7 protein-coding genes are annotated in these 8,377 nt (G+C 73.6%); all 7 read right to left on the bottom strand.

Going from position 1 to position 8,377, the window contains the following annotated elements; translation table 11 throughout:
• Positions 1 to 305: 305 nt before the first annotated feature.
• On the bottom strand, positions 306 to 1,082 hold the full coding sequence (locus ACTOQ2_RS41620; protein WP_440107185.1) for an ABC transporter ATP-binding protein: 777 nt from the start codon (positions 1,080 to 1,082) through the stop codon (positions 306 to 308).
• Positions 1,079 to 2,140, bottom strand: coding sequence for a FecCD family ABC transporter permease (locus ACTOQ2_RS41615; RefSeq protein WP_440107183.1), 1,062 nt, complete (start codon positions 2,138 to 2,140; stop codon positions 1,079 to 1,081). The genes ACTOQ2_RS41620 and ACTOQ2_RS41615 overlap by 4 nt, the downstream gene beginning before the upstream one ends.
• A 107-nt stretch (positions 2,141 to 2,247) precedes the next feature.
• Positions 2,248 to 3,237, bottom strand: coding sequence for an ABC transporter substrate-binding protein (locus tag ACTOQ2_RS41610; protein ID WP_440107181.1), 990 nt, complete (start codon positions 3,235 to 3,237; stop codon positions 2,248 to 2,250).
• 162 nt (positions 3,238 to 3,399) lie between these two features.
• A complete protein-coding gene (locus ACTOQ2_RS41605; RefSeq protein ID WP_440107179.1) occupies positions 3,400 to 4,611 on the bottom strand; it encodes a YcaO-like family protein in 1,212 nt (403 codons plus the stop codon).
• A gap of 35 nt (positions 4,612 to 4,646) precedes the next feature.
• Complete coding sequence (locus ACTOQ2_RS41600; protein WP_440107177.1) at positions 4,647 to 6,122, bottom strand: YcaO-like family protein; 1,476 nt, start codon at positions 6,120 to 6,122, stop codon at positions 4,647 to 4,649.
• The gene (locus ACTOQ2_RS41595; RefSeq protein ID WP_440107175.1) at positions 6,119 to 7,492 is read right to left on the bottom strand and encodes a CocE/NonD family hydrolase; all 1,374 of its coding nucleotides are present in this window, start codon (positions 7,490 to 7,492) and stop codon (positions 6,119 to 6,121) included. The genes ACTOQ2_RS41600 and ACTOQ2_RS41595 overlap by 4 nt, the downstream gene beginning before the upstream one ends.
• Positions 7,489 to 8,316 (bottom strand): hypothetical protein, encoded by an 828-nt coding sequence (locus ACTOQ2_RS41590; RefSeq protein ID WP_440107173.1) that lies wholly within the window; start codon positions 8,314 to 8,316, stop codon positions 7,489 to 7,491. Before ACTOQ2_RS41590 ends, ACTOQ2_RS41595 begins: the two co-directional genes overlap by 4 nt.
• Positions 8,317 to 8,377 lie beyond the last annotated feature (61 nt).

The following is an 8,377-nucleotide window of genomic DNA, read 5'->3' as shown; positions in this document are numbered from 1 at the left end:
CATCAACCAGCCCGAGGAAGAGGTCGCCTAGCGATCAGATCAGCAGACTCCTGTCGCATTTGACTTGACACCTACCGACCTCGTGCACGCCTTTGAGCGCGAGGGAGACGGCTAGCGGATTTGCGACGAGAGCGATCACTGCCATGTGGTGTGCCGCGCCTGCGCATCGGTCACCGAGGTCGCGGCATCGGCTCTGGAGCCCGCCCTTGCCGAAGGTTTCCGGATCGAGGAGATCCATGGGACCTGCCCGGCCTGCTTGGCGGTGAGCGAGGGGCCCGGTGCGGCATGCCCGGTCCCGGCTTCCGTCACCTCGGGTGCATCGGTTCGGTGAGGTGATTCAGCGGCAGGAAAACCCGAGGTAGGCCGTCACGTCCGTGATCAACCTCGGCCTCGACCCGGTAGACCGCGCGCAGGAGGTCTGTGGTGATCACTTCGGTTACCGGGCCGTCGGCGACGATGCGTCCGCCGTCGAGGACGATGAGGCGGTCGCAGGCGGCGGCCGCGAGCTGGAGGTCATGCAGGGTCACCAGCACGGTGATGCCGAGCGTGCGGACCAGGCGCAGCAGATCGACCTGGTGGCGCAGGTCCAGGTGGTTGGTGGGCTCGTCGAGGATCAGTAGCCGGGGTTGCTGGACCAGCGCGCGGGCGAGGTGGACCCGCTGGCGCTCGCCTCCTGACAGGGTCGCGAACGGCCGGTGCGCTAAAGCGGAGACGTCGCACCGCTCCATCGTTTCGGCGATGAGTGCCCGTTCGGCGGCCGAGAGCCGGCCCAGCGCTCCGAGGTGGGGGATCCTGCCCAGGGCGACGATTTGCTCGACGTTTTCGTCGAGGTCGGCGGGGGTGTCTTGGGTGACGACGGCGACCTGCTGGGCGAACTGGCGGGGTGGGGTCCGCCATACATCAGCGCCGTCGATCAGGACCCTGCCGCGCTCTGGGCGGATTCGGCGGTAGACGCACCGCAGCAGGCTGGACTTGCCGCTGCCGTTGGGGCCGATCAGCCCGGTCACCTTTGCGGAGCCGGCCGTGAGGCTGACGTCGTGCAATACGTGCAGCCAGCAGACGTCTTGAATGTCGACGTTCACCGCAGGGCCCTTCGATCGGCGCGGATGAGCAGCATGAGGAAGAAGGGCGAACCGAGCACGGCGGTGATCACCCCGATGGGGATCTCGTCGGGCTGGTTGAGCATGCGGGCCGCCACGTCGACCCAGACGAGCAGGAGCGCTCCGGTCAGCGCGGCGAGCGGGATCAGGCGGCGGTTGTCGCCGCCGAGCACGAGCCGTACGGCGTGCGGGACCATGAGCGCGACGAAGCCGATGCCGCCGCTCACCGCGACGACCGCGCCGATGACCAGCGCGCACATGACGATCAGGCGCAGGCGCAGCCGGTCGACCTCCACACCCAGGCCGGTGGCGCCTTCGTCGCCAAGCACGAGGGCGTTGAGCAGGCTCGCCCGGGTGGCGGCCCAGACGGTGGCCGCGGCGACGATGAGCGCGGGCACACCCACGTCGCGCCACTGGGTGCCGGACAGGCCGCCCAGGGTCCAAAACAGCGCCGAGCGCACCTCCTTGTCCGGTGTGGTGAGCACGATGTAGCTGGTGACGGCCTCGGTGAGCGCGGCGACCGCGACGCCGGCGAGGATGAGCCGGGTCGGCGCCAGCTGCCCGCCGCGCCGTGACAGTGCCAGGACCAGCGTGAAGGCGGCCATGGCGCCGGCGAAGGCCGACAGCGGCAGGGACAGCGGCCCGAACGGTGACAGTCCCGCCAGCATCACCAGCACCGCGCCCAGGGACGCCCCGGAGCTCGCTCCGATGATGTAGGGGTCGGCCAGCGGGTTGCGCAGTACGGCCTGCAGCACCGCGCCCACGAGGGCCAGGCCCGCGCCGACCACGGCGCCGAGCAGGACCCGAGGGAAGCGGATGTCCAGCACGATGACCGCCTGCGGCCCGGTCGGCGCCTCGGTCACGAACCAGGGCAGCAACCGGTGGCCGAGCATGCGGGCGACGTCGCCGAAGGTGATGGCGACCGGCCCGAGACCGACGGCGGCGACCAGCGAGATACCCAGCAGTGCCGACAGCAGGGCCAGCGTGCCCAGGAAGGTCAGGCGGCCGGATGGCGCTGGTCGTCGCGGCGCGCCGGACACCGGGCTTCGTTGTCTCGAAGCCGCGACTGAGGGGCCCGCGGAGACCGGTGACTCCTGCGGCGCTGGCGTCCCCGGCGGTGAAACCTGGAACTCCGCCCCCGGAGAGGTCACTTGGCCAATCCGGCGACGAGCGTCTTCATCGCCCGGCCGTTGCGCAGGCCGGGCTGGGTGTCGTTGACCGGGATCACGATGAACCGCTTCTCCTTGATCGCGGTGACGTTCCTGATCGGCTCGTAGGAGGTGAGGAACGCGATCGCCTTGTCGGCCGGCTCGAACGCCTGGTCCTCCACGACGATGGCGTCGGGATCGCGCTTGACCAGCTCCTCCCAGGAGATCTGTGCGTAGGAGGTCACCTCGGGGAAGATGTTCTCGCCGCCGGCTCGGCGGATGAGGTCGTCGAGCAGGCCGTTGGATCCGGCGGTGCTCGGCTTTTCCAGGCCACCCGCGTAGTCGAACACCTTGGGGGTGCCGGAGACCGGTTTCACGGCCTCCACCTCGGCGGTGAGCTTGCTCACCAGTTCCTCGGCCTTGGCCTGGGCGCCGAGGATGCGGCCCAGTTCGCGGATGTCGGTGTAGGTGTCCTCGACACTGGCCTTGCGGCCGGGACAGTTGCCCGACAGCAGGTAGGAGTTGACGCCCTCCTCGCGCAGCTGTGCCCGGTCGCCGAGTGCCTTGGGGCCGTAGTCGTCGCCGTAACCGCTGACCACGAAGTCGGGGTTGGCGGCGAAGACCGTCTCCTTAGAAGGGGGCGGGAAGGCGGACTTGGCGATGATGTTCACGCCTTCGAAGGCGGAGGCGACTTCGGGCAGGAGTTCGCCGGGGGCAACCGTGCCGGCCAGCCGGTCGCGGGCGCCCAAGGCCAGCACGATCTCGGTGGCGATCGTGCTGGAGGTGACGATGCGCCGCGGCGGACGCTCGAAGCGGTAGGTGGCACCGCAGTTGCTCACCTCCATCGGGGTGGCCGAGGGCTGCGCGGTGGCCTGCGCGGCGGCGGTGGTGTTCGTGGCGGGGCTCGCGGTCTGGCCGCACGCGGCGGCGGCGAGCACGGTGGCTCCGGCGAGCAGGGCCTGGGCCGCGCGAGGGGTGATGAGTCTCATCGAAGGTGCTCTCTTTCGGGTTGGTGCAGTTTCTTCAGGTCGTCGGCGTAGCGGCCGCGCGGCCGCAGGATGTCGAAGATCGCGCCGGGGGTTCGGCTTCGGCCGACGTGGCCTGGTCGGCGGTGAACCCTTCACCGTGCGGGTCGCCCAGGGGACGGGCGGTCAGGCATGGGGCACCGGCGACAGGTCGGGGCGGCTGGGGAGGGGGTCGGCGCCGTCGCCCAGGAAGGGGAAGGCGGCCGGGGCCGTGGCTCGCAGGCCGGGCACGATGACGCGGGCGACGGCCAGGCCACAGGCGGCGACGTCGGGGGTGGTGAGGTCCACCGTGACGGCCTGCAGGCCGCGGGCGACCAGCGCCGCGTTCATGTCGAAGCGGCCCCTCGCGGTGGGCTGCGCCGGTGCCGGGATCCCGCCGCGGGCCAGACGGGTCAGTACGCGGGCGCAGAAGGAGGGGTCGGCCAGGAGCTGCAGGTGGCAGGTCACGTCGGTGACGTCGGCGAAGTCGGGCCGGTAGGAGGAGGCGAAGGCGCGGTCGGGGCGGTGGGGGGCGAGCGGGCCGTGCGGGCGCTCCCACTCGGGTAGGTCGCCCGCGGCGAGTTGGGCGGTGGTGTCCAGGGACTGGACGGCTTCGGCCGCGGCCTTCCAGGCGGCCGTGGTCAGCGGATCGGCGGCGCCGGGGACGAGCGCGCAGCCGACCCCCAGCGTCCCGCCGAACTCCTCTGTGGTGTCCTCGGCGACGCACAGCACCACCGGGGCGTCCAGGAGGTTCGCCACGGCGTGCGCGCTCAGCCGCACTCCGGGCATCGAAGGCAGCCGCACGTTTGCCAGTTTCGGGAAGGCGCACCCTGAGGCCCAGGCGGTGGCCAGCGCGTGCCGCTCCACGACCTCCGCCAGCGCCGAGGCGCGCGCGAAGGCCAGATCGGGGCCTGCGGCGATCCCTGCCGACACCGGCAAGACGACGGGCCGAGAGCGCACACAAAAGGGGGTGAGCCAGGTCAGTGCGGCGGGCACCCAGATCGGCGCGCCGTCGCCATGGGTACCTCGCACCCAGTGGGTGCGGTCGGTGCGCGCCAGCCCGGTGAAGGGAAACCCGTCGCGGGCGGCCTGTTCGGGTGAGTACAGCACCAGGGTCTGCGGGTCGACGGCGTCGGGGGCCAGCTCGTGCCAAGCGGCCTCCGCCAGTCGCCCGTGGGGGATGAGGTGGCCGCAGTGGCGTTCGGCCGCCTCCCCCAGCGCGCGGCGGCGGGCCTCGGCGGGATCGTGCCAGGAGGCGCCGCAGACCGTGGGGTTGCCGAGCGGCAGGCCGTACCCGGCGGTGGCGGCGAGGTCGGCGAAGGCGACGTGCAGGCGCCCGCGCAAGAGTGCGGTGCGCACGCCGGTGACGAGCCCGGTTCGGGAGTCGACGGGCATCATGTGTGCGGCAGGGGGACGAGGTTGACCCGGTCGGCGGCTCGCAGGCCGAGCCGGACGGGGTCCTCGCGCAGGCGGTGCCCGCCGAGGAAGGGGAAGGCGGCGGGCGCGTTGGAGTAGGCGCCGGGCACGATCACCCGGGCGACCGACAACCCGGCGGCCGCGATGTCGGGAGTGGTCAGGTCGGCCGCGTAAGCGCCCAGCCCCTGGGCGGTGACCCGCTTGAGGTACCCGTCGAGCACGTCGCCGTCCACATGCGGCAGGTCGGCCAGGGCGATCGCGTCGGTGCAGGCGGTGATCGGCGCCAGGTGCGTCCGCATCCGGGGGTCGAGCCAGAGCTGGCTGTGGCAGCCCAGATCGACGACGTCGCGAAAGTCGCCTCGGTAGTCGTCGGCGTAACGGCGGTCGGCGCGGTGGGGCTTGAAGACGCGGGCGTCGATGACGCCGGCCTCGGCGGCGGCCCAGATCTCCCCCTCCGGGTCGATCAGGCCCAGCGCGTAGCGGCGCAGGGTGACGGCCTCGGCCAGCGCCTTGCGCACGGCCTCGGCGGGATCGGGGCGCGCGGCGACGCCGAACACGGCGATGCCGGTCTGCGGGTCGTCGAGCAGCACGCCCACGACCGCGACCGCGAAGACGGTGGGGATGGCCACGACCCGGTAGCGGCAGCTTCCACTCGCGCCGGCGGCGCGGTACCAGCCGGGTTCCGCTTCCGGCAGCAGCGGCGCCGCGGGATGGCCGGCGCCGGTGACGGGCCGGGCGGGCAGCTCGCCGGCCCACCACACGACCGTGGCGTCGCGTTCGATGACCTCCTCCAGCGCGGCCGTACGGGCGGCTCGCGCGCAGGGCCCGGCGGCGATGCCGGCGAGCATGGCGTAGTTGGTCGGCGGCTCGTCGGCGCGGGGCGGGGCGAAGTAGTTGACGTAGACGAGGGAGGCGGGCAGCCAGGCTGGCGTGCCGTCCGTCAGGTCCGTTCCCCGGGTCCACAGCACCTCCAGGTCGGCGGTGAACGGCGTGAACGGGAAGCCGGGCTCGGCGTGCTGAGCGTCCTGGTACAGGGCGAGCCGGACCGGGTCCAGGGCGGGGCCGCGCAACCGCCGGTAGGAGGAGCGGAGCAGGCCGGCGGGGACGAAGTTGCCGCAGTAGCGTTCCACCGCCTCGCCGACGGCGCTCATCGTGGCCCGGCCGGGATCGCCGAACGCGGTGCCGGTGGAGACGCGGTCGGCGGGCCAGGGCAGCAGCCGGTACGGCGAGCTCACCTCGGCCGAGCAGATCGTGAGCCCTTCGGGCCACCACGGTTCCGGCTCCAGGAGGTCGATTCTGCGAATCAGGCCGGTGCGATCATCGGCCAGGAGTGTCAGCGGGTCGTTCCCGGCCTGTGCCGTGCCCGGCCGGCCGACGGCGCCCATCGTGTCACCCCTTGTGTTTTCGACCGTGTCGTCGGTCATGACATCTGGCGTGCCGCCTGCGTCCGTCATGTGAAGACGTCCTTTCTCGGGCGAGGGAGGTGCAGCGTCACGTCGCGGAAGGAGAGCTCGGCTCGTCGCTGCGGCGCCGGGTAGCGGGGGGTGCGCCCAGCGGTCAGCTCCAGATGGAGCCGGTGGCCGGGCGGCAGCTCGGCCGCGACCGGGGCCAGGCGGATCTCACAGCGGGAGGTGCCCGTTGCGAGGGGCGCCGTGCCGTCGGTCATCCGGGTGGCGGTGCCGTCGGGCTGCTCGTGGATGAGGGTGGCGACCAGTTCGGTGCCGGTGTCGGTGGTGACCGCGGCGGTGAGGCGGGGGGTGCCGTGCCAGCACGACGGGCCGTCCAGGGTCAGCCGGACGACGTCGTCGCGGCCGGTCAGCGGCGCCAGGTCGGCGGAGTGCGGCGCAGACGGATAGGGGTCGGCCGGGTCGTGCCGCAGCCGCACGCCGCCCGCGCCCAGCGGCAGGGCGCTCCAGCCGGGGCGGCTGGGCGGGATCGGATCGGTGTCCGTCCAGCGGCCGCTGCCCAGCAGCAGGCACCCGCCGCGGCGCGAGCCGCCCAGCCACTCCAGCGCCAGCGCGAAGGGGTGCGGTCCGGCCGGTTCCGGCAGGGCGCACTCGGGCTGGAGGCGGTGGGTGAGCGCGCTCGCCCAGCCGCCGACGACGGCGTCGGCGCGTGGTGCCAGCATGGCCTGACGCAGCGTGGTCGGCGCCGACCGGCAGTACCAGCTGCCCAGGTGCAGGCTGGGCACGGTGGCGGTACGTGCGGCCCGCGCCATGCGCCGGGCCGCGCTCTTGTAGGTGCTGGGTGTGGCCGGCCACCGGCCGACGTCCACCGGCCAGGCCTCGGTGACGGCGGCCGCCGGGATCAGCGCGGTCAGGTGCGGTGCGCGGGCCAGGGCGGCGTCGTACAGGCCGGTGCGCACCATCCGGCCGGTGCCCAGGTCGGTAAGCCACCACAGCTCCTCGTCCAGGGCGGGCGAGCCGATCGGCGGCCAGGGCTGGCGGCTGACGATCCCGCGGACCGCGGGGTGGCCGGCGGCGCACCAGGCGGCGTAGGCCTCGTAGGCCAGGCCGTACAGGAAAACCTCGCCGTCGCACCAGGGCTGGGCCGCCGTCCAGTCCACACTCGCGTGTCCGTCGGCGCGCTCGTCGGCGCCGGGGGTGAAGGCCCCCTCCGACAGGTGGCGGCCCCGCAGGTCCTGCACCAGGCAGGCGAATCCGGCCTCGGCCAGGGAGAGGGCCTCGGGCAGGCAGCCCGAGGCGCCGTAGGGCGTGCGGATCACCACCGCGGGAGCGGGCAGCCGGTCCGGCAGGACCAGGTCGGCTACCAACCGCGCGCCGTCGGCCGCCGTCACTGTCAGGCCGGTACGCACCTTGCTCACGCGGGCGTCTCGCGCATCAGGCCGCGCGGCACCGGCAGCACGGGGTGACGGCGGATCTCCCCGGCCGCCAGGTCGATCCCCACCTGGTGTCCGCCGCCGGGCGGGGGCGCGCCGTCGAACCAGGCGCGCAGGTCGGCGGCGACCAGGGCGGCGGCGACCTCCGCTCCGGCCGGGTCGGCCGGGGCCGCGGGCCTGCCGCCGGCCTCCAGGAAGGCCCAGTAGGCGGCCAGCTCCTCCGGCCACGGGCAGGCCGCCAGGCGGCGCAGCCGCACGTCCTCGTACCCGGCGCCGCCGGTCGGCGGGGTGAACGGGCCGACGTACCAGCGGCGGCCCTCGCTGTGGCCGCGGTGCCAGGCGAGGCGCAGATCGCGGCAGCGGACATCCAGTTCCCGCCAGGCCGTGTCGGGCAGGTACTCGGCGCAGGCGACCAGTGCCGCGGCCTGTGGCTGGAGGTCCTGGCCGGGCTCGCCGTGCCGTACGGTCAGGCCCGCCCGGCGCAGGCCGCGAGAAAGCGGGGCCAGCAGCGGACCGTCGCCCACCAGGAGGATCTCGGCCGCGGAGGGGGACGCGGCGGCGGTGCCGGCCGCGTCCTGCGGCGCGGCGGTGAGTTCGGCGACCAGGTCGGCGGCGTCCGGGAGGAGCTCCAGCGCGGCCCGCACCCCGAGCTGCCCGCCGATCAGCCCCGCCATCGCGGCCCGGTCCTGCGGCGGCACCTGCACGACCATGAAGTCCTCATCGGGGCCGTGGACCAGCCATCCGTCCCCGGTGGGCACGAACGTGGTCCCAGCCGCCCAGCGCGCGGGCCGGTCAAGCCCGGAAGTCATCGCGAGCGCACCTTTCTTCGAAGTAACATCCGTCGCACCCGGGTGCGGGCGTGGTTGGCTC

It is taken from the genome of Streptosporangium sp. H16, from assembly GCF_051918855.1.
GTDB lineage: Bacteria > Actinomycetota > Actinomycetes > Streptosporangiales > Streptosporangiaceae > Streptosporangium.
Note: the sequence above shows the minus strand (reverse complement) of the source record. Positions and strands in the feature narration are given on the sequence as shown.

What these genes read in the sequence shown, in the direction of transcription:
- ACTOQ2_RS41610 (WP_440107181.1), bottom strand. Translation starts at nt 3,237, where the DNA reads ATGAGACTCATCACCCCTCGCGCGGCCCAGGCCCTGCTCGCCGGAGCC.
- ACTOQ2_RS41600 (WP_440107177.1), bottom strand. Translation starts at nt 6,122, where the DNA reads ATGACGGACGCAGGCGGCACGCCAGATGTCATGACCGACGACACGGTC.
- ACTOQ2_RS41590 (WP_440107173.1), bottom strand. Translation starts at nt 8,316, where the DNA reads ATGACTTCCGGGCTTGACCGGCCCGCGCGCTGGGCGGCTGGGACCACG.